The organism is Delftia sp. PX-1, from assembly GCF_055797465.1.
On sequence record NZ_CP184763.1, the window covers coordinates 2,740,082 to 2,756,959 of the forward strand.

Below are 16,878 nucleotides of genomic sequence, written 5' to 3' on the forward strand. Positions count from 1 at the left end.
CCCTTTTCTTGCACAGGGATTGCTGCGCCTGACAACGAAGACAGCCTCAAAGAGGCGACAAGGAGACAAGTCATGCAAGCTTCCCACCCCACGGGGCGGCGCGCGGTGTTGCGCGCGGCCGGGGCCTCGATGGCCGCGCTGGCCCTGCCCATGGCAGCCCGCGCGGCGGCGGACTGGCCGTCCAAACCCGTGAACCTGGTCGTGCCGTTTCCGGCCGGCGGCGGCACCGATGCCTTTGCCCGGCCGTTCTCGGCCCAGTTCGCCAAGAGCGCGGGAAAGACCCTGGTGATCGACAACCGTGGCGGCGCAGGCGGCACCCTGGGCGCCAGCTACGCGGCCAAGCTGGCGCCGGACGGCTACAACTTCTTCATGGGCGGCACCCACCATGTGATTGCGCCGTCCATGTACCCCCGCCTGGACTATGACCTGGAGCGCGACTTCGTCGCGCTGGCCCTGCTGGCCAGCGTGCCCCAGGTGCTGGTGGTCAACCCGCGCAACGTGCCGGGCAAGACCGTGCAGGAGCTGCTGGCCGACCTGCGCAAGCGGCCTGGCAAGCTCAACTACGCATCGGCGGGCGCGGGCACATCGCACCATCTGGCCGGAGAGCTGTTCAAGCTGCAGACCAATACCTTCATCACCCACATTCCCTATCGGGGCGCAGGCCCGGCGCTGCAGGACCTGATCGCCGGCAATGTGGACATGATGTTCGACGGCCTGGGCTCCTCGGCCCAGCACATCAAGAGCGGACGCATCCGTGCGCTGATGGTCTCGGGCGACAAGCGCAACCCCGCCTTCCCCGACGTGCCCTGCGCGGCCGAGTCCGGCCTGCCCGACTACACGGTCACCACCTGGTACGGCCTGTGGGCGCCCAAGGGCACGCCGCAGGCGGTGCAGGCCCAGGTCATCGACCAGGTGCAGCGCATAGGCTCGGCCGAAGAGATCAAGTCCATCTGGGCGCGCAACGGCGCCGACTACGGCGGCATGAACCAGCAGCAGTTCGCGGCCATGGTGCATGGCGAGATCGCGCGCTGGGCCCAGGTGGTCAAGGCCTCGGGCGCCAAGCTGGAGTAGCGGACGAGGGGCTGGTCAGGGCGGGGGCAGGGCGGCGGCATGCGCGTGCATGTCACCACCCTGTCACGGGCCTTGGCTACGGTCCATCCCTTCTGAGATCCATCCTGGGAGGGAATATGAACAAGGCAGACAAGGTCCGCTCGCCCGCATCCGTGCTGCTCGCGCTGGTCCTGGCTTTCGGCACGGCCACGGGCCTGGCAGGCTGCGGCGGCAGCGACGACGGCCCCGAGACCATCGGCTCGCTGCGCCTGATCGGCGACTACAGCATCAAGACCAAGACACTGTTCGACGGCGTGGAGTTCGGCGGCATCTCCGGCCTGGACCGCGCACCCGATGGCAGCTACTGGGCCATCTCGGATGAGCGCGGCGGCGAGCGCGGCACGCCGCGCTTCTACAACCTGGGCATTCAGTTCGATGACAAGGCCATCCAGGCCGTGACCATCCGCAAGATGGTCACGCTCAAGGGCCGCGATGGCCAGCCCCTGCCGGGCACGCGCCGCACCGTGGACCCCGAAGGCATCCGCGTGGCGCCCAACGGCAATCTCTATGTGTCCAGCGAAGGCAACTTCAGCACCGACCCCGCCAGCCTGTTCCAGCCCTTCGTGCGCGAGATCAGGGTGGACGGCAGCTTCGTGCGCGACTTCGAGACGCCTGCGGCCTTCAACTACGTGGACAACACCACCAGCGGAGGGCGCAACAACAAGCTGTTCGAGGCCCTGGCCGTCACGCCCGACGGCAGCGTGTTCACGGCCAACGAGGATGCGCTGGTGGAAGACGGCCCCCTCACCACGCTGGCGGCGGGCAGCGTGGTCCGCGTCCTCAAGCTCGATCCGGCCACGGGCAAGTCCGGCGCGCAGTACGTCTACCAGCTGCCGAAGATTCCGCTGGACAAGGCCGCCAGCGGCAGCTTTCCGCCGGACAACGGCCTGCCCGAGCTGCTGGCGGTCTCCAACCACGAGTTCATCGCCATCGAGCGCGCCTTTGCCGACGGCGTAGGCAACACCATCCGCCTGACGCGCGCCACCATCGAGCCGGACACCACCGATGTGCGCAGCTTCAAGAGCCTGGTCGGCGCCAGCTACAAGCCCATGAAGCGCGAGCTGCTGCTGGAGATGCCCGTGACCTACCAGGGCGTCAAGCTGGACAACATCGAAGGCATCTCCTGGGGCCCGCGCCTGGCCAACGGCAACCGCACCCTGGTGCTGGTGGCCGACAACAACTTCGCGGACAACCAGGTCACGCAGTTCCTGGCCTTCGAAGTGCGGCCCTGAGCCCTCTTCGGGCTATCTCGGCTTGCGCGGGCGTTCATAGCCTGCGCTTGCGGGCGCGCCCAGCACCATGTCGGTGAAGGCGCTGCCGCCTGCGCAGATGTGCTGGCGCATGGCCTCGGCGGCCACCTCCGCCTGGCCCGCGCAGATCGCAGACACCACGGCCACGTGCTCCTGCTGCGAGCGCGCCAGGCGGCCCGGCTTCTCGAACATCCGGCCCCGGTAGGGCGTGATGCGCAGCCGCAGCAGCCGGGTCTGTTCCACGATGAAGTCGTTGCCGCTGGCCTCGTATATCAGTTCGTGCAGCTGCATGTTGGCCTGCACATAGCCTTGGGCATCCTGCGCCTGGGCGCAGGCGGCGGTGTGCGCCAGCGCCGCCTGCAGCCGCTCGCGCAGCTGCGCATGGATGCGCGTGGCGGCCAGCCGGGCCAGCACGCCTTCCAGCTCGGCCAGGCCTTCCATCATGGCCACCAGCTCGCGCGCATCCAGGCGCCGCACATAGATGCCCGAGCGCGGAACGATCTCCACCAGCCCCTTGGCCACCAGCAGCAGCAGCGCCTCGCGCACGGGCGTGCGCGAGGCGCCGAAGCGCTCGCACAGGGCCGGCTCGTCGATGGCATCGCCGGGCTGCATGGCGCCTGAGCGCAGCTCGTCTTCCAGCGATTGCCGTATACGCTCCTGCAGGCTGGACGTGGCCGGGGTTTTCTCCAATGGCTGCTTGGCTGGAAGCATTTTCTAATTCAAATATATCTGATTGACTGACTGATACATATGACGCCCAGACTCGACATCCAGGATCACCTGGCCACCATCACGCTGCAGCGCCCCGAAGCGGCCAACAAGCTGGCCCCCGAAGACCTGGGCACGCTAGTCGCGCATGTGGAGCTTATCAACCGCCGCGACGATGTGCGCGTGGTGGTGCTGCGCAGCGAGGGCAAGTACTTTTGCAGTGGCTATGATATATCAGAGATCCAAGGCAGCCAGACCGAGGGCAGCAGCTTCGGCGAGATGGTGGACGCCATCGAGCAATGCCGCGCCGTGACCGTGGCCGCCATCCACGGCGGCGTCTACGGCGGTGCCACCGACATGGCCCTGGCCTGCGACTTTCGCGTGGGCAGCACGGCGGCCGAAATGTTCATGCCGGCCGCGCGCCTGGGCCTGCATTTCTACGCGGGCGGGCTGGAGCGCTATGTCTCGCGCCTGGGCCTGGACACGGCCAAGCGGCTGTTCCTGACCTGCGAGCGCATCCAGGCCCCGGAGATGAAGGCCTGCGGATTCCTCACCCATCTGGCCGAACCCGCCGCCTTCGACGCGGCCGTGGCCCAGCTCACCGGCACGCTGGCCGCCATGGCGCCCATCCCTTTGTTCGGCATGAAAAAGCACCTGAACCTGATTGCGCGCGGCCGCCATGACGTGGCCGATATCACGCGCGAGGTGCAGCGCAGCATCGCCTCCGAAGACCTGCAGGAAGGCGGCCGGGCCTGGCGCGAGAAACGCAGCCCGGAGTTCAAGGGGCGCTGAGCAGCATCCTCCCGCATACACGCAGATTGCCCGTGGTGCTGCCTACCGCCCACAGCCCACGGAACCGGCGCGGCCCAACTCGGGGACACCGAGGAAGGACCGCTCCCGCACCGAGGGTGTCGTCCCCCTTTGGGGGAAGGCGCGCAGCGACTCAGGGGGTATCAATAAAGAGGAGACAAGCCATGTTCAAGCGTTTTGCACTGTCGTTGCTGCTGGCCGGATTGGCCGGTGGCGCGATGGCCCAGTCCTATCCCGCCCGGCCCGTCACGCTGGTCGTGGGATTTCCGCCCGGCGGCGGTGCCGACGCGGTGGCGCGCATCGTGGCCGACAAGGTCGGCAAGATCCTGGGCCAGCCCCTGCTGGTGGACAACCGCCCGGGCGCCGGCACCACGCTGGCGTCCGAGCATGTGGCGCGTGCAGCGCCCGACGGCTACACGCTGCTGCTGGGCAGCGCCAACATCTATGGCTCGGACCAGCTGCTCTACAAGAGCGCTCGCTATGAGGGCGCGCGCAATTTCACGGGCATCACGCGCTGGAGTTCGGCCCCCATGCTGCTGGCCGTGCGCAAGGATTTTCCGGGCCAGAGCGTGGGCGATCTGGTGGCGCTGGCGCGCAGCCAGCCCGACAAGCTCAGCTATTCCTCCTCGGGCGCAGGCGTGATCACGCACCTGGCCACGCTGTCGTTTGCGGGCGCCAGCGGCGGCCTGCGCATGCTGCATGTGCCGTTCAAGGGCGGGGCGCCATCGATACAGGCCGTGGCCGCTGGCGATGTGGACCTGACCTTCGGCACGCCGCCCTCCGTGCTGCCGCTGGCCCAGGCGGGCAAGCTGCGCATGCTGGCCGTGAGCACGGCCGAACGCTCGCCGCTGTTCCCCGATCTGCCGGGCATGAAGGAGTCCGGCGTGCCGGGCTTTGACTACACGTTCTGGTTCGGCCTGTTCGCCCCGGCGGGTCTGCCCGAGGACGTGGCGAAGAAGCTGTTCGATGCCAGCACCAAGGCGCTGGAAGACCCCGATGTGAAGGCCAGGCTGGCCAAGCAGGGCAATCTGGCCGCGCCCTCGGCATCCCTAGAGGAATTCCGTGCCTGGGCCCTCAAGGAAGGGCAGGAGTCCAAGGCCCTGACCCAGCGTTCCGGCGCCGGGCTGCAGTGAGACACCTACTGAGGCGCCACGTGCCTTACCCCTCTCGCTTCGCGGGGGGGACGACACCCTCGGTGCGGGGGGCGGCCCTTCCTCGGTGTCCTGGTCTTGGGCCCCGCCGGTCCCATGGGTTGTGGGTGTCGCGTCAAGCAATAGATAACGATATGGAAATCCCTATGAATGAACAAGCCACGGGCCTGCCGCTGCAAGGCCTTACCGTCATCGACCTCACGCGCGTGCTGGCCGGCCCCATGTGCACGCAGATGCTGGCCGACCTGGGCGCGCGCGTGATCAAGGTGGAGCAGCCCGGCACGGGCGACGATGCGCGCGGCATCGGGCCGTTCGTGGACGGGGGCTCGGCCTATTTCCTCTCGGTCAATCGCAACAAGGAGTCGATTGCGCTGGACCTCAAGCAGCCCCAGGACCGCGAGGTCTTCGAGCGCCTGCTGCAAGGCGCCGATGTGCTGGTCGAGAACTTTCGCCCCGGCACCATGGACAAGCTCGGCTATGGCTGGGAGACCCTGCATGCACGCCATCCCCGGCTGGTGATGACCTCGGTCTCGGGCTTTGGCCAGACGGGGCCCTACAGCGGCTTTCCCGCCTACGACATGGTGGTGCAGGCCATGAGCGGCATGATGAGCGTGACCGGCCACCCGGACGCCGGGCCCTGCCGCGTGGGCGTGTCCATCGGCGACCTGGGCGCGGGCCTGTACGCGGTCATCGGCACACAGGCGGCCTTGATGCGCCGCTCGCGCACGGGGCAGGGCGAGCGCGTCGATGTCTCCATGCTCGACTGCCAGGTGGCCTTGCTGGAGAACCCCGTGGCCCGCCTGGGCGCGCTGGGCAGCGTGCCGGGGCCTATCGGCACGCGGCATCCCTCCATGGCGCCCTTCGATGTGTTCGCGGCGCAGGACGGCTGGTTCGTCATCGCCGTGGGCAGCGATGCGCTGTTTCGCAAGCTCTGCGGCCTGCTGCAATTGCCCGAACTGGCCGAGGACGCGCGCTTTGCCGGCAACGCGCAGCGGTGCGAGCACCAGGCCGAGCTCAAGGCCGCGCTGCAGGCGCGCCTGCGGGACAGTCCCAGGGCGCATTGGCTGGGGTTGCTCACTGATAATGGCATCCCGGCGGGGGAGTACAACAGCGTGGCCGACATCGTCGAGCACCCCCAGGTGCGCGAGCGCGGCATGCTGGCCCAGGTGCAGACCCCCAGCGGCCAGACGCTGCGCGTGGCGGGCAATCCCTTGCAGGCCTCGCTCGGCCAGCCCCTGGTGCGCAGGCAGCCGCCCGCGCTGGACGCGGACCGCGAGCGCATCCTGCGCGAGCTGTCCGTGGCGCCGCCTTCGCCAATCCATGAACGTGCCTGAGATTTCCCGGTCCCCAGCGGATTCTTCCTTCTTCTTCACAGCCATGACCAACCGCAATCTGTTCGCTGCCTTGCGCGCCGCCTTTCCCCAGGATCTGCAAAAGTGGGCCGTAGAGGCCATAGGCGCTGACGGCGCCAGCCTGTTCTACAGCTGGGCCGACCTGGACCGTGGCAGCGCGCGCATGGCCAACCTGCTGCAGTCACTGCAGCTGCCGCCCGCCAGCCGCATTGCCGTACAGGTGGACAAATCGGTGGAAGCGCTGATGCTCTACCTGGCCACGCTGCGCAGCGGCCATGTCTTTCTGCCGCTGAACACTGCCTACCAGGCCGCCGAGATCGAGTACTTCGTGGGCAATGCCGAGCCCGCCGTCGTGGTCTGCACGCCGGCCAATTTCGGCTGGGTGTCCAAGATCGCCTTCACCTCGGGCGTGGCCCATGTCTACACCCTGGGCGACGACCGCAGCGGCACGCTGCTGGAGCGCGCCGCCCACCATGGCGACGAGCAGGAGGTGGTGGAGCGCGGCGAGGACGATCTGGCCGCCATCCTCTACACCAGCGGCACCACGGGCCGCAGCAAGGGGGCGATGCTCACGCACGGCAACATGCTGTCCAACGCCGAAACCCTCAAGGACTACTGGGGCTGGCAGGACGGCGACGTGCTCATCCACGCGCTGCCCATCTTCCATGTGCATGGCCTGTTCGTGGCCATCCATGGCGCGCTGCTCAACGGCAGTCCTATGATCTGGCTGGCCAGGTTCGAACCCGGCACGGTGATCTCGCGCATGCGTGACGCCACCGTCTTCATGGGCGTGCCCACGCTCTACGTGCGCATGCTGGCCGATGCGCGGCTCACGCGCGAGGCGGCGGCCCACATGCGGCTGTTCATCTCGGGCTCGGCACCCATGCTGGTGGAGACGCACCGCGACTGGCAGGAGCGCACCGGCCACGTCATCCTGGAGCGCTACGGCATGAGCGAGACCATCATGCTGACCTCCAACCCCTACCGTGCCGATGGCCGCAACGGCGGCCAGTCCGAGCGCCGCGCCGGCACCGTGGGCTTTGCGCTGCCCGGCGTGGGCGTGCGCATCGTGGACGACGCAGGCCAGCCGGTGGCCGTGGGCGAGATCGGCAACATCCAGGTGCGCGGCCCCAATGTGTTCAAGGGCTACTGGCGCATGCCCGAGAAGACGGCCGAGGAGTTCACGGCCGATGGCTGGTTCCGCACGGGCGACGTGGGCAAGCTCGACGAGCGGGGCTATGTCAGCATCGTGGGCCGCAGCAAGGACCTGATCATCTCGGGCGGCTACAACGTCTATCCGGCCGAGATCGAAGGCTTCATCAACGAGCTGCCCGGCGTGGCCGAAAGCGCCCTGGTCGGCGTGCCGCACCCCGACTTCGGCGAGGTGGGCGTGGTGGTGGTGGTGCCGCGTCCCGGCGCTTCGCTCGAGCCCCAGGCGGTGGTCGATGCGCTCAAGGGCCAGCTGGCCAATTTCAAGATTCCCAAGCGCTGCTTCGTGGTGCAGGAGCTGCCGCGCAACACCATGGGCAAGGTGCAGAAGAACCTGCTGCGCGACCAGCACAAGCAGTTGTTCGCCTGAGTGGTCGCCAAGGCGCGGGTCGCGCCCTGGCCTGATTGAAAAAGCAAAAGGCATCGGCGCCGCCGATGCCTTTTTTTGTGCAGCGAAAGCCGAAGCTGCCGCTACCCTTCAGCGCAGTACCAGCACGGGAATGTGGGTGTGCGTGAGCACGTGCTGCGTCTCGCTGCCCAGCAGCAGGCGCTGCAGGCCCTTGCGGCCATGCGAGGCCATGACGATGAGGTCGCAGTCGCGGCGCTTGGCCACGTCGATCACGCTTTCGGCCACCAGGTCGGACTTGACGATCTCCGTGGTCACGTGGACCTTGAGCGCCTGGCCCTTGGCGTGGATGGCATCCAGCACGGTCTGCGCGTTGGCCGTCCACTGGCCTTCGATGCGTTCGATCTGCTTGAGATCCACGGTTTCGCCGCCTTCGAAGTAGCTGCGCGGGTAGTGCTGGACCACCTTGACGACGATCACGCTGGCGCCGCACAAGGCGGCAAGGCCCAGGCCGCTGTCCACGGCCTTGTCGGAAAGCTCGGAACCGTCGGTGGCGATCAGGATGCGGTTGTACATGCGTGCTCCTTTCGTGTGTGCTGATGGGTGGGACGAAGTCAGCATAGACCCAACCATGAGTTAACGGTTGATTAATGTCAATACGCTTATCATGCCCCCCGATTACGCTAAGAACCATGCCCCACACCATTGCAGCCCCATCCAGCGAGGCGGCGGTGGCGGCGCCTGATTCAGGTCTCTCGCCCTCGCAGCAGGCCACGGCCCGACTGCTGGATGATCCGCAGGAGTGGAGTTCGTTCGGACGGCCCGCAGGCCCCGCAACTCCCGCCGACCCTTCCAAAGAACCCACCGATTTCCCTGCCTGGGATTCGCACGTCGTTCTGGAGGGCATGCACTGTGCCGCATGCGCGCTGACCATCGAGGATGCGCTGCGGGCCGTGCCCGGGGTGGAGAAGGCCGAAGTCAGCGCAGCCACCCGCCGCGCGCGAGTCACCTGGCGCCACGAGCAGGTGCTTCCGTCCCAGTGGATGGAGGCCGTGCGGCGCGCCGGCTACCAGGCGCTTCCTGCGCGCGATGCCTTTGCGCGCGAGCGCCGCCAGGCCGAAAGTCGCCGTGCGCTGTGGCGCTGGCTGGTGGCCGGCTTTTGCATGATGCAGGTGATGATGTATGCGTGGCCCGCCTACGTGGCCCGCCCCGGCGACCTGTCGCAGGAGATGGAGACGCTGCTGCGCTGGGCCTCCTGGGTCATCTCGCTGCCCGTGGTGCTGTTTTGCTGCGGCCCCTTCTTCTCCAGCGCGCTGCGCGACATACGCCAGCGCCGCGTGAGCATGGACCTGCCCGTGGCGCTGGGCATGCTGATCACCTTCGTGATCAGCTCGCTGGGCACCTTCGATCCTTCGGGGCCCTTCGGCGAGGAAGTCTTCTACGACTCGCTGACCATGTTCGTCTTCTTCCTGCTGTCCGGCCGCTGGCTGGAGCTGCGGCTGCGCGACCGCACGGCCGGTGCGCTGGAAGCCGTGATGAATCGCCTGCCCGATGCCGTGCTGCGCGAGAACGCGGCCGGCCACTTCGAGCGCGTGGCCACGCGCCGCCTGCGTGCCGGCGACCTGGTGCGCGTGCTCAGCGGCGAGGCCTTCCCGGCCGACGGCACCATCGTGCGCGGCCGCACCCATGCCGACGAGGCCCTGCTCACGGGCGAGTCCACGCCCGTGCTGCGTGCCGAGGGCGACAGCGTCACGGCCGGCAGCTACAACCTGGACGCCGTGGTCGATGTGCGCGTGGACGGCGTGGGGGCCGACACGCGCTTTGCCCAGATCGTGGGCCTCATGGAAAGCGCCTCGCTGCAAAAGCCGCGCCTGGCCCAGCTGGCCGACAAGGTGGCGCGGCCCTTCCTGGTCGTGGTGCTGCTGGCCGCGCTGGGCGCTGCCATCTGGTGGTGGCCCACCGATCCCGGCAAGGCCATGATGGTGGCCGTGGCCGTGCTCATCGTCACCTGCCCCTGCGCGCTGTCGCTGGCCACGCCCGTGGCCATGCTCACGGCCGCCGGCACGCTGGCGCGCAGCGGCGTGCTGGTGCGCAACCTGCAGGGCCTGGAAGCGCTGGCCGCCGTGGACACCCTGGTGTTCGACAAGACCGGCACGCTCACACGCGACGGCCTGGCGCTGTCCTCGTTCGAGCCTGCGCGCGGCGAGGATGCCGACGAGGTGCTGGCGCTGGCGGCGCTGCTGGCGCGCCAGTCCATGCACCCGGCCTCGCGCGCCATCGCGCAGGCTGGCGCCCATGCCGCGACGCACTGGAAGCTGGACACCATGCAGGAAGTGGCAGGCCTGGGCCTGGACGCCTGGGTGCAGGGCCCGGGCGGACGCCGCCATCTGCGCCTGGGATCGGCCCTGCATGCGGGCGTGGCGGGCGAGCAGCCCGTGCAGGGCGTGTTGCTGGCCGAGCAGACCGAACAGGGCTGGCATACGCTGGCGCGCTTTGTACTCAGCGAGGACGTGCGGCCCGAAGCCGCCGCCGTCGTGCAGGCGCTCGGGAAGCAGGGCATCGCCGTGATGCTGCTGTCCGGCGACCGCGAGGACGCCGCACGCGCCATGGCGGCGCGCGTGGGCATCACCCAGGCCCACGGCGGCTGCAGCCCGCAGGACAAGCTGGAGCGGCTGCAGCAGGCGCAGGCAGCCGGCCACCATGTGGCCATGGTGGGCGACGGCCTCAACGACGGCCCAGTTTTAGCTGGAGCGCATGTCTCTTTTGCTTTTGGTAGAGCAGTGCCGCTGGCACAATCGCGCGCAGATTTCGTTGTTCTGGGCGACAGCCTGGAACTGGTGCTCCAGGCATGTCTGTTGTCGCGCCGCACACTGCAGGTGGTGCGCCAGAACATGGCCTGGGCTGCCGCTTACAACGCGGTGTCGATTCCACTGGCCCTGGCGGGCTTCATGCCTGCCTGGGTGGCCGGCCTGGGAATGGCACTGAGTTCGCTGCTGGTGGTGCTCAACGCCGCGCGCCTTGCGCGCAGCCTTCCACTGGCCTTGACGAATCACACGGGCACGCCTGCTGCGCCCGCAGCGTCCGTCACCATGCCGACGGGCTCCACCGCAACGGTGGGGAGGTTCTGACTATGGACATTCTCTATTTACTGATCCCGCTGTCGGTGGTGCTTGTGCTCGCCATCCTCGCGGCCCTGTGGTGGGCCGTCTATCGCGGGCAATTCGAGAGCGTGGAACAAGAGGGCGAACGCATTCTTCGGGACGATTGACGTGGGTCAACACGCCCGACAGCGAAGAAAGTAACACTTTGATAGCAATCTAAGGGGTGCACGATGGATAGTTCAAATAACAACGCTGTCTATTACGACGATACCGTCGTAAGGCAGTTCTCTATCATGGCCGTCGTCTGGGGAGTGGTGGGCATGGCTGTCGGGGTGTTGATCGCCTCGCAGCTGGCCTGGCCGGAACTCAACTTCGGCATTCCATGGCTGAGCTACGGACGCCTGCGTCCGCTGCACACGAACGCCGTGATCTTTGCCTTTGGCGGATCGGCGCTGTTCGCAACCAGCTACTACGTGGTGCAGCGCACCTGCCAGACGCGGCTGTTCATGCCCAAGCTGGCCAGCCTGACCTTCTGGGGCTGGCAGATCGTCATTCTCGCCGCCGCGATCAGCCTGCCGCTGGGCTACACACAGGGCAAGGAGTACGCCGAGCTGGAGTGGCCGATCGACCTGCTGATCGCCGTGACCTGGGTCTCGTATGCCATCGTGTTCTTCGGAACCATCGGCATCCGCAAGGTCCGTCACATCTATGTGGCCAACTGGTTCTTCGGCGCCTTCATCATCGCCGTGGCGCTGCTGCACATCGTCAACAGCGCGGCCATTCCGGCCGGCTGGATGAAGAGCTACTCGGCTTACGCCGGCGTGCAGGACGCCATGGTGCAGTGGTGGTACGGCCATAACGCCGTGGGCTTCTTCCTGACCGCAGGCTTCCTGGGCATGATGTATTACTTCATTCCCAAGCAGGCTGGCCGTCCGGTCTACAGCTACCGCCTGTCCATCGTCCACTTCTGGGCGCTGATCTTCACCTACATGTGGGCGGGTCCTCACCACCTGCACTACACCGCGCTGCCCGACTGGACGCAGTCCGTGGGCATGGTGTTCTCGCTGATCCTGCTGGCTCCCAGCTGGGGCGGCATGATCAACGGCGTGATGACGCTGTCGGGCGCATGGCACAAGCTGCGCGACGATCCCATCCTGCGCTTCCTGATCGTGTCGCTGTCGTTCTACGGCATGTCCACGTTCGAGGGTCCGATGATGTCCATCAAGACCGTCAACGCGCTGTCGCACTACACGGACTGGACCGTGGGCCACGTTCACTCGGGCGCCCTCGGCTGGGTGGGCCTGATCACCATGGGCTCGCTGTACTACCTGATCCCGCGCCTGTTCGGCAAGACCAAGATGCACTCGGTGGGCGCCATCGAACTGCACTTCTGGATGGCCACCATCGGCATCGTGCTGTACATCGCCGCGATGTGGATCGCCGGTGTGATGCAGGGCCTGATGTGGCGCGCCGTCAATCCCGATGGCACGCTGACCTACACCTTCGTCGAAAGCGTCAAGGCCAGCTATCCGTTCTACGTGATCCGCGTGGCCGGTGGCCTGCTGTACCTGGGCGGCATGCTGGTCATGCTGTGGAACACCTGGAAGACCGCGATCTCCGGCCGTTCCGTGAAGGTGGCCGTGCCTGCCGTCGTGGCCCACGCCTGAGCGTCTAGGAGCATTACTCATGTCCGATCACAACCATAGCGCTCCCAAGAGCTTTTCCCACGAGAAGGTGGAAACCAACAATTTCCTGCTGATCGTGCTGACCCTGCTGGTGGTCGCCGTCGGCGGCCTGGTGGAAATCGTTCCGCTGTTCTTCCAGAAGTCGACCACGGAAGCGGTGGCGGGCCTCAAGCCCTACACGCCGCTGCAGCTGATGGGCCGCGACGTCTATCTGCGCGAGGGCTGCTACAACTGCCACTCGCAGATGATCCGCCCCTTCCGCGCCGAGACCATGCGCTACGGCCACTACTCGGTGGCGGGCGAGTTCGTCTACGACCACCCCTTCCAATGGGGTTCCAAGCGCACGGGTCCCGACCTGCACCGCGTGGGCGGCAAGTACAGCGACGAATGGCACCGCATCCACCTGAACAACCCGCGCGACGTGGTGCCCGAGTCCAATATGCCTGCCTACTCCTGGCTGGAGAAGAACAAGGTGGATGACACCGTGGTCGCCCAGCACATGAGCGCGCTGCGCAAGGTGGGCGTGCCCTACAGCGACGAGGAAATCAGCGGCGCCGCCGAGCAGGTCAAGGGCAAGACGGAAATGGACGCCGTCATCGCCTACCTGCAGGTGCTGGGCCGTTCGGTCAAGTAAAGGAGAGCGACATGGACATCACCACCATGCGCATCGTGGCCACGCTGGCCTCTCTGGCCTGCTTCATCGGTATCTGGTGGTGGGCGTTCGCCCGCCGCAACCAGGCCCGTTTCGAAGAGGCCGCCCAGCTGCCGTTCGAGCAAGACTGAGTCCCTCCACCAGAACGAGAACTTCCCATGAGCGATTTCGTAAACAACTTCTGGTCGATCTATGTCACGGCGATCACGCTGGGCGGCATCATCGGCTGCCTGCTGCTGCTGTATCTCACCGCACGCAAGAAGGTGGTCCCCTCGGCCGACAACACCACGGGCCACGTCTGGGACGAGGACCTGCGCGAGCTGAACAACCCCATGCCCAAGTGGTGGATGTGGCTGTTCATCATCACCTCGGTGTTCGGCTTCGCCTACCTGGCGGCCTATCCGGGCCTGGGCTCGTTCGCGGGCAAGCTGGGCTGGACGCAGCTGGGCGCCTATGAAAACGAGATGGCCAAGGCCCGCGCGGACCTGGAGCCGCTGTACGCCAAGTTCACGAGCATGAGCACCGAAGACATGGCCAAGGACCCCCAGGCCATGGCCATCGGCGAGCGCCTGTTCATGAACAACTGCGCGCAGTGCCACGGCTCGGATGCACGCGGCGGCAAGAGCTTCCCCAACCTGACCGATGGCGACTGGCTGCATGGCGGCACGCCCGACAAGATCAGGGAAACCATCACGGCGGGCCGCATCGGCATCATGCCGCCCATGGCCGCTGCCGTCGGCACGCCCGATGATGTGCGCAACCTCTCGCACTATGTGCTGAGCCTGTCGGGCAGCCCGCACGACTCGCTCAAGGCTTCGCTGGGCAAGTCCAAGTTCACGGCCTGCGCCGCCTGCCATGGCATGGACGGCAAGGGCAACCAGGCCCTGGGCGCGCCCAACCTGACCGATGACATCTGGCTGCACGGCTGGGGCGAGGCCGCCATCACGGCCATGATCAACAACGGCAAGCACAACGAGATGCCTGCCCAGAAGGACAAGCTGACCGAGGCGCAGATCGCGGTGCTTGCCTCCTATGTCTGGGGCATGTCGCACAAAGACGGCGCAGTCCGTCAATAAGGACAGGGGGCGGCGCTGCGGCGCCGCCTTTTTGCCTTTTGAGTTTTCAGATATTCCAAAAAACCAAGGAACCCACCATGAAGCCCGAGAACGGGGATGATGCCGGGAAGCCTCCCCGCAAAGTCATTCCGATCACGCCTGCCGACCCGGACCCGGGCCAGCTGGTGTCGATGTTCGAGTCCGAGAAGAAGGTCTACCCGCGCTCCATCAGCGGTGTCTTCGCACGCTGGCGATGGGCTCTGGTGTTTCTCACCCAACTGGTTTTCTATGGCCTGCCCTGGCTGGAATGGGGGCAGCGCCAGATGGTGCTGTTCGACCTGGGTGCGCGGCGCTTTTACCTGTTCGGGCTGGTGCTGTACCCGCAGGATTTCATCTACCTGGCGGGCCTGCTGATCATCTCGGCGCTGGCGCTGTTCCTGTTCACGGCCGTGGCCGGTCGCCTGTGGTGCGGCTTTTCCTGCCCGCAGACGGTCTACACCGAAATCTTCATGTGGGTGGAGCGCAAGGTCGAGGGCGACCGCAGCGCGCGCATGCGCCTGGACAAGAACGGCTGGACCTTTGAAAAGCTCTGGAAGAAGTCGCTCAAGCAGTTGCTGTGGATTGCCATTGCCCTGTGGACCGGCTTCACCTTCGTGGGCTACTTCGTGCCCATCCGCGAGCTGGGCGGCGAGCTGCTGGCGCTGCAGGGCAGCTGGCAGGTCTTCTGGGTGCTGTTCTACGGCTTCGCCACCTATGGCAACGCCGGCTACATGCGCGAGCAGGTCTGCAAGTACATGTGCCCCTATGCGCGCTTTCAGAGCGCCATGTTCGACCGCGACACCATGATCGTCAGCTACGACACGGGCCGGGGCGAGCCGCGCGCGCCTCGCACCAAGAAGGTGGACTACAAGGCCCAGGGCCTGGGCGACTGTATCGACTGCAAGATGTGCGTGCAGGTCTGCCCCGTGGGCATCGACATCCGCAACGGCCTGCAGTACGAATGCATAGGCTGCGGTCTGTGCATAGACGCCTGCAATTCCATCATGGACAAGATGGAGTATCCGCGCGGCCTCATCCGGCTGACCACGCAGAACGCCATGGCCGGCCTGTGGCGGCGGGCCCAGGTGCTGCGCCGCATCTTCCGTCCGCGCGTGCTGGTCTACTCGGCCGTGCTGATCGGCCTGAGCATGGCCATGATCGTGAGCCTGGCGCTGCGCCAGTCGGTCAAGGTCGACGTGATACGCGACCGGGCGTCGCTGTCGCGCATCGTCGCGGGCGGCAAGCTGGAAAATGTCTACCGCCTGCAGATCATGAATGCCACCGAGCAGGCCCAGCGCTACCGCATCAGCGCCCATGGCCTCGACGGGCTGGAGCTGGCGTCCGAGCAGGAGGTCGAGGTCGGCCCGGCCGAGACGCGCGGCATTGCGGCGCGGCTGCAGATTCCCTACGGTTCCGCCGAGCCGGGCTCGCACACCGTATTCTTCGATATCGATGCCGTGCATTCAGGCGCGGGACGCGCGTCCGAAAAGGCCGTCTTCCTGGTGCCCCGGTGATATGTCTGGCCGGCGCCGCCCAGGCTGCGCCGGCTGTTTGAAAGAAAGAGGTTATCCATGTCTTCCAGTCCCGCAGTCTCCGCGCCCGCCACGGCCCCTTCGCATCCGGACGCCGGCAAGCCCTGGTGGAAGTTCGCCCATGTCTGGCTCGTGGTGGCCGGCCCGGCCGCCGTCGTGGTGGCCGGCGTGGTCACGGCCGTCATTGCGATCAATGGCGCCGATCCCGTGATCGATCCTGACTATTACCGCAATGGCATCACCATCAACGAGCGTGCCGATGGCGTGCGCGAAGTGCCCAAGAGCCTGGCGCCCGCGGTCACCGGCCGCAACCACGCGGCCACGCCCGCGCAGGACCATCCCACGGACCGCTGAACGCAGGAAAATACCGTGCACAAGGCCGCAGTCGCGGCCTTTTTGCATGGTGGATGGCATCTCCAGCATGCGCGAGGGCCAAGGGTTTCCTACAGGCAGTGCAGGGTGCGCAGGGCTTGGCACGGTGCGAGGGCGGCGCGCACAATGAAAGCCACCCCTCGACAGCTCAAGGAGATCGCTGATGTTGGCCCAACGCTGGATGTGGATTGCCTGGCCGGCCTTTCTGGCCGCCGCCGTGATGGAGATGCTGGTATTCGCCTTCGTGGACCCGCTGGAGCTGCACTGGCTCGGCGACCTGGGCTGGTCGCGGCAGGGAATCTACACGCTGGCCTTCTTCGCCTTCTGGGGCGTGACCATGCTGTCCAGCCTCATGACCACCATGCTGGGACGCTCCACGCACGATCTCAACGACGGCGTGGTCTCCGAGCCGGACCCAAATCTGGCCATGCAGGGCCTGGGGCGCGATTGAACCCGCGTGCACTGCAATGGCAATGAACAAGGCCCGCGATCGCGGGCCTTGTTCA

17 protein-coding genes are annotated in these 16,878 nt (G+C 66.7%); 15 read left to right on the forward strand and 2 right to left on the reverse strand.

All coding sequences use genetic code 11. The features are described from left to right. Positions 1-72 precede the first annotated feature (72 nt). Together ACN20X_RS12680 and ACN20X_RS12685 are read left to right on the forward strand one after the other, a co-directional pair. Positions 73-1,071 carry a Bug family tripartite tricarboxylate transporter substrate binding protein gene (locus tag ACN20X_RS12680; protein ID WP_016453085.1) on the forward strand — a complete coding sequence of 333 codons (999 nt, stop codon included), beginning with the start codon at positions 73-75 and terminating at the stop codon, positions 1,069-1,071. 116 nt (positions 1,072-1,187) lie between these two features. Further along, the gene (locus ACN20X_RS12685) at positions 1,188-2,342 is read left to right on the forward strand and encodes an esterase-like activity of phytase family protein (RefSeq protein ID WP_043789635.1); all 1,155 of its coding nucleotides are present in this window, start codon (positions 1,188-1,190) and stop codon (positions 2,340-2,342) included. 12 nt (positions 2,343-2,354) lie between these two features. Here ACN20X_RS12685 and ACN20X_RS12690 read toward each other — a convergent pair whose 3' ends face one another. Continuing rightward, positions 2,355-3,071 carry a GntR family transcriptional regulator gene (locus ACN20X_RS12690; RefSeq protein ID WP_016453084.1) on the reverse strand — a complete coding sequence of 239 codons (717 nt, stop codon included), beginning with the start codon at positions 3,069-3,071 and terminating at the stop codon, positions 2,355-2,357. Positions 3,072-3,110: 39 nt separating this feature from the next. Here ACN20X_RS12690 and ACN20X_RS12695 point away from each other — a divergent pair, with 39 nt between their 5' ends. The 4 genes from ACN20X_RS12695 (at position 3,111) to ACN20X_RS12710 (ending at position 7,960) form a co-directional block, all read left to right on the forward strand. Continuing rightward, entirely contained in the window at positions 3,111-3,860 is a 750-nt protein-coding gene (locus ACN20X_RS12695; RefSeq protein ID WP_016453083.1) for an enoyl-CoA hydratase/isomerase family protein, read from the forward strand. A gap of 182 nt (positions 3,861-4,042) precedes the next feature. Next, positions 4,043-5,011 (forward strand): Bug family tripartite tricarboxylate transporter substrate binding protein, encoded by a 969-nt coding sequence (locus tag ACN20X_RS12700; protein WP_016453082.1) that lies wholly within the window; start codon positions 4,043-4,045, stop codon positions 5,009-5,011. Between the two features lie 164 nt (positions 5,012-5,175). Beyond that, the gene (locus ACN20X_RS12705) at positions 5,176-6,363 is read left to right on the forward strand and encodes a CaiB/BaiF CoA transferase family protein (protein WP_016453081.1); all 1,188 of its coding nucleotides are present in this window, start codon (positions 5,176-5,178) and stop codon (positions 6,361-6,363) included. 43 nt (positions 6,364-6,406) lie between these two features. Further along, a complete protein-coding gene (locus ACN20X_RS12710; protein ID WP_016453080.1) occupies positions 6,407-7,960 on the forward strand; it encodes a malonate--CoA ligase in 1,554 nt (517 codons plus the stop codon). 108 nt (positions 7,961-8,068) lie between these two features. Here the strand turns inward: ACN20X_RS12710 and ACN20X_RS12715 are convergent, their stop codons facing one another. Further along, the gene (locus tag ACN20X_RS12715; RefSeq protein ID WP_016445196.1) at positions 8,069-8,512 is read right to left on the reverse strand and encodes a universal stress protein; all 444 of its coding nucleotides are present in this window, start codon (positions 8,510-8,512) and stop codon (positions 8,069-8,071) included. 116 nt (positions 8,513-8,628) lie between these two features. On the opposite strand from ACN20X_RS12715, the gene ACN20X_RS12720 reads away from it, so the two are divergent. The 9 genes from ACN20X_RS12720 (at position 8,629) to ACN20X_RS12760 (ending at position 16,823) form a co-directional block, all read left to right on the forward strand. Next, on the forward strand, positions 8,629-11,064 hold the full coding sequence (locus tag ACN20X_RS12720; RefSeq protein WP_047327124.1) for a heavy metal translocating P-type ATPase: 2,436 nt from the start codon (positions 8,629-8,631) through the stop codon (positions 11,062-11,064). 2 nt (positions 11,065-11,066) lie between these two features. Then, complete coding sequence (gene ccoS, locus ACN20X_RS12725) at positions 11,067-11,204, forward strand: cbb3-type cytochrome oxidase assembly protein CcoS (protein WP_013803228.1); 138 nt, start codon at positions 11,067-11,069, stop codon at positions 11,202-11,204. A 63-nt stretch (positions 11,205-11,267) separates the two neighbouring features. After that, entirely contained in the window at positions 11,268-12,704 is a 1,437-nt protein-coding gene (ccoN, locus tag ACN20X_RS12730) for a cytochrome-c oxidase, cbb3-type subunit I (RefSeq protein WP_016445198.1), read from the forward strand. Between the two features lie 19 nt (positions 12,705-12,723). Next, positions 12,724-13,356 carry a cytochrome-c oxidase, cbb3-type subunit II gene (ccoO, locus tag ACN20X_RS12735; RefSeq protein WP_016445199.1) on the forward strand — a complete coding sequence of 211 codons (633 nt, stop codon included), beginning with the start codon at positions 12,724-12,726 and terminating at the stop codon, positions 13,354-13,356. An 11-nt stretch (positions 13,357-13,367) separates the two neighbouring features. After that, on the forward strand, positions 13,368-13,505 hold the full coding sequence (locus ACN20X_RS12740; RefSeq protein ID WP_016445200.1) for a cbb3-type cytochrome oxidase subunit 3: 138 nt from the start codon (positions 13,368-13,370) through the stop codon (positions 13,503-13,505). 27 nt (positions 13,506-13,532) lie between these two features. Beyond that, positions 13,533-14,450, forward strand: a complete 918-nt coding sequence (ccoP, locus tag ACN20X_RS12745) for a cytochrome-c oxidase, cbb3-type subunit III (RefSeq protein WP_016445201.1) — start codon at positions 13,533-13,535, stop codon at positions 14,448-14,450. A gap of 77 nt (positions 14,451-14,527) precedes the next feature. Continuing rightward, the gene (gene ccoG, locus ACN20X_RS12750) at positions 14,528-15,982 is read left to right on the forward strand and encodes a cytochrome c oxidase accessory protein CcoG (protein ID WP_016445202.1); all 1,455 of its coding nucleotides are present in this window, start codon (positions 14,528-14,530) and stop codon (positions 15,980-15,982) included. A gap of 57 nt (positions 15,983-16,039) precedes the next feature. Beyond that, entirely contained in the window at positions 16,040-16,354 is a 315-nt protein-coding gene (locus ACN20X_RS12755; protein ID WP_016445203.1) for a FixH family protein, read from the forward strand. 181 nt (positions 16,355-16,535) lie between these two features. Beyond that, the gene (locus ACN20X_RS12760; RefSeq protein WP_016445204.1) at positions 16,536-16,823 is read left to right on the forward strand and encodes a hypothetical protein; all 288 of its coding nucleotides are present in this window, start codon (positions 16,536-16,538) and stop codon (positions 16,821-16,823) included. The last annotated feature ends 55 nt before the right edge of the window (positions 16,824-16,878 follow it).

Excerpts from the sequence above, each read along its gene's own strand:
- ACN20X_RS12680 (WP_016453085.1), top strand. The coding sequence starts at position 73 with ATGCAAGCTTCCCACCCCACGGGGCGGCGCGCGGTGTTGCGCGCGGCC.
- ACN20X_RS12685 (WP_043789635.1), top strand. The coding sequence starts at position 1,188 with ATGAACAAGGCAGACAAGGTCCGCTCGCCCGCATCCGTGCTGCTCGCG.
- ACN20X_RS12690 (WP_016453084.1), bottom strand. The coding sequence starts at position 3,071 with ATGCTTCCAGCCAAGCAGCCATTGGAGAAAACCCCGGCCACGTCCAGC.
- ACN20X_RS12695 (WP_016453083.1), top strand. The coding sequence starts at position 3,111 with ATGACGCCCAGACTCGACATCCAGGATCACCTGGCCACCATCACGCTG.
- ACN20X_RS12700 (WP_016453082.1), top strand. The coding sequence starts at position 4,043 with ATGTTCAAGCGTTTTGCACTGTCGTTGCTGCTGGCCGGATTGGCCGGT.
- ACN20X_RS12705 (WP_016453081.1), top strand. The coding sequence starts at position 5,176 with ATGAATGAACAAGCCACGGGCCTGCCGCTGCAAGGCCTTACCGTCATC.
- ACN20X_RS12710 (WP_016453080.1), top strand. The coding sequence starts at position 6,407 with ATGACCAACCGCAATCTGTTCGCTGCCTTGCGCGCCGCCTTTCCCCAG.
- ACN20X_RS12715 (WP_016445196.1), bottom strand. The coding sequence starts at position 8,512 with ATGTACAACCGCATCCTGATCGCCACCGACGGTTCCGAGCTTTCCGAC.
- ACN20X_RS12720 (WP_047327124.1), top strand. The coding sequence starts at position 8,629 with ATGCCCCACACCATTGCAGCCCCATCCAGCGAGGCGGCGGTGGCGGCG.
- ccoS (WP_013803228.1), top strand. The coding sequence starts at position 11,067 with ATGGACATTCTCTATTTACTGATCCCGCTGTCGGTGGTGCTTGTGCTC.
- ccoN (WP_016445198.1), top strand. The coding sequence starts at position 11,268 with ATGGATAGTTCAAATAACAACGCTGTCTATTACGACGATACCGTCGTA.
- ccoO (WP_016445199.1), top strand. The coding sequence starts at position 12,724 with ATGTCCGATCACAACCATAGCGCTCCCAAGAGCTTTTCCCACGAGAAG.
- ACN20X_RS12740 (WP_016445200.1), top strand. The coding sequence starts at position 13,368 with ATGGACATCACCACCATGCGCATCGTGGCCACGCTGGCCTCTCTGGCC.
- ccoP (WP_016445201.1), top strand. The coding sequence starts at position 13,533 with ATGAGCGATTTCGTAAACAACTTCTGGTCGATCTATGTCACGGCGATC.
- ccoG (WP_016445202.1), top strand. The coding sequence starts at position 14,528 with ATGAAGCCCGAGAACGGGGATGATGCCGGGAAGCCTCCCCGCAAAGTC.
- ACN20X_RS12755 (WP_016445203.1), top strand. The coding sequence starts at position 16,040 with ATGTCTTCCAGTCCCGCAGTCTCCGCGCCCGCCACGGCCCCTTCGCAT.
- ACN20X_RS12760 (WP_016445204.1), top strand. The coding sequence starts at position 16,536 with ATGTTGGCCCAACGCTGGATGTGGATTGCCTGGCCGGCCTTTCTGGCC.